This window comes from Shewanella sp. SM87 (assembly GCF_025653705.1).
Classification (GTDB): Bacteria; Pseudomonadota; Gammaproteobacteria; order Enterobacterales; family Shewanellaceae; genus Shewanella; species Shewanella oncorhynchi.
In genome coordinates this window covers 1-985 of record NZ_JAKKSC010000089.1, presented here as the reverse complement: position 1 = coordinate 985, position 985 = coordinate 1, and the positions used below count along the sequence as shown (strand labels likewise).

Here is a 985-nt window from a genome sequence, read left to right as displayed (position 1 = left end):
GCCGTCGAGGTAACTGCTGGGATAATGCGCCAATGGAGCGATTTTTCAGGAGTTTAAAAACGGAATGGGTGCCAACGCAAGGCTATAAGAGTTTTATTGAAGCTAAACAAGATGTGACTGATTATATTATTGGCTATTACAGCCAAGTCAGGCCACATCATTATAATGCAGGATTAAGCCCAAATGAATCAGAGCGAAGATTTTGGGAAGATTCTAAAACCGTGGCCAAATTTAGTTGACCACTACATTTCCTCGCTTAAGCGCCGACTCAGCTTCTTGAAGATTAAGGTATCTACGGCTCATTTTGTATGCCTAACGCCGCAAACAGCGGCCGAACGATAGTGAGGTCCAGCACAGGCGCTTTTTGCCTGTGCACCGCTGCTTTGCTTTGTTAGGCATTTTGAACAACCACTGTTTGCGAGCTTGGTGAACTGTACTGCCATGCTTCAGACCCGCTACAAGCTTCTGTAACAACAAACTCCGCCCCACCTTGAAATCTAAGTGACAACAAGGGCTGACTTGAAACTGATGTTAACAGTAAACCGATAAGACTTACCAATGCATCACAAAAACCAAACTGCCCTTGCAGTAACAAATTTCCGTCCTGCTTTAGTTCAGCTGTGTTGTAAATGCTAAAACAAGCATCCTGAAACACCAAATGAATGTAGTCATGAACGAACACGACCTGGGACAATGGCGCTACTGGTAGGATATATGGACTCATAATGATGAATGCCTAACGCCTTGCTTACCGGCCCAACGGAGCAGAGTAAGCTTGTGGTAAAGTTTGCGCAGCAAACCACAAGCTTACGGCGCGTAGTTGAGTCCGAGTACAGCAACTTGTTAGCTGCTGGCCTCGTAATCGAAGCCTTTAAATATACTAATTCCAGCATCAACCTCTTTAAATAAAGAATCTGCGTCCACTTCCAACCTATCTTTCCTAAGACGCTCGACAAAAGTGACAATTGTTTCCCGTACTTTATGT

At 44.5% G+C, this 985-nt stretch carries 2 protein-coding genes; one reads left to right on the top strand and one right to left on the bottom strand.

The features are described from left to right. The coding region (locus L5M11_RS23785; protein ID WP_263193218.1) for an integrase core domain-containing protein at positions 1–239 on the top strand (239 nt) is incomplete at its 5' end. 152 nt (positions 240–391) lie between these two features. Here the strand turns inward: L5M11_RS23785 and L5M11_RS23780 are convergent. Then, positions 392–724 (bottom strand): hypothetical protein, encoded by a 333-nt coding sequence (locus tag L5M11_RS23780; protein WP_263186465.1) that lies wholly within the window; start codon positions 722–724, stop codon positions 392–394. Positions 725–985 lie beyond the last annotated feature (261 nt).

Coding starts and splice junctions, on each gene's coding strand:
- L5M11_RS23780 (WP_263186465.1), bottom strand. CDS start 724: ATGAGTCCATATATCCTACCAGTAGCGCCATTGTCCCAGGTCGTGTTC.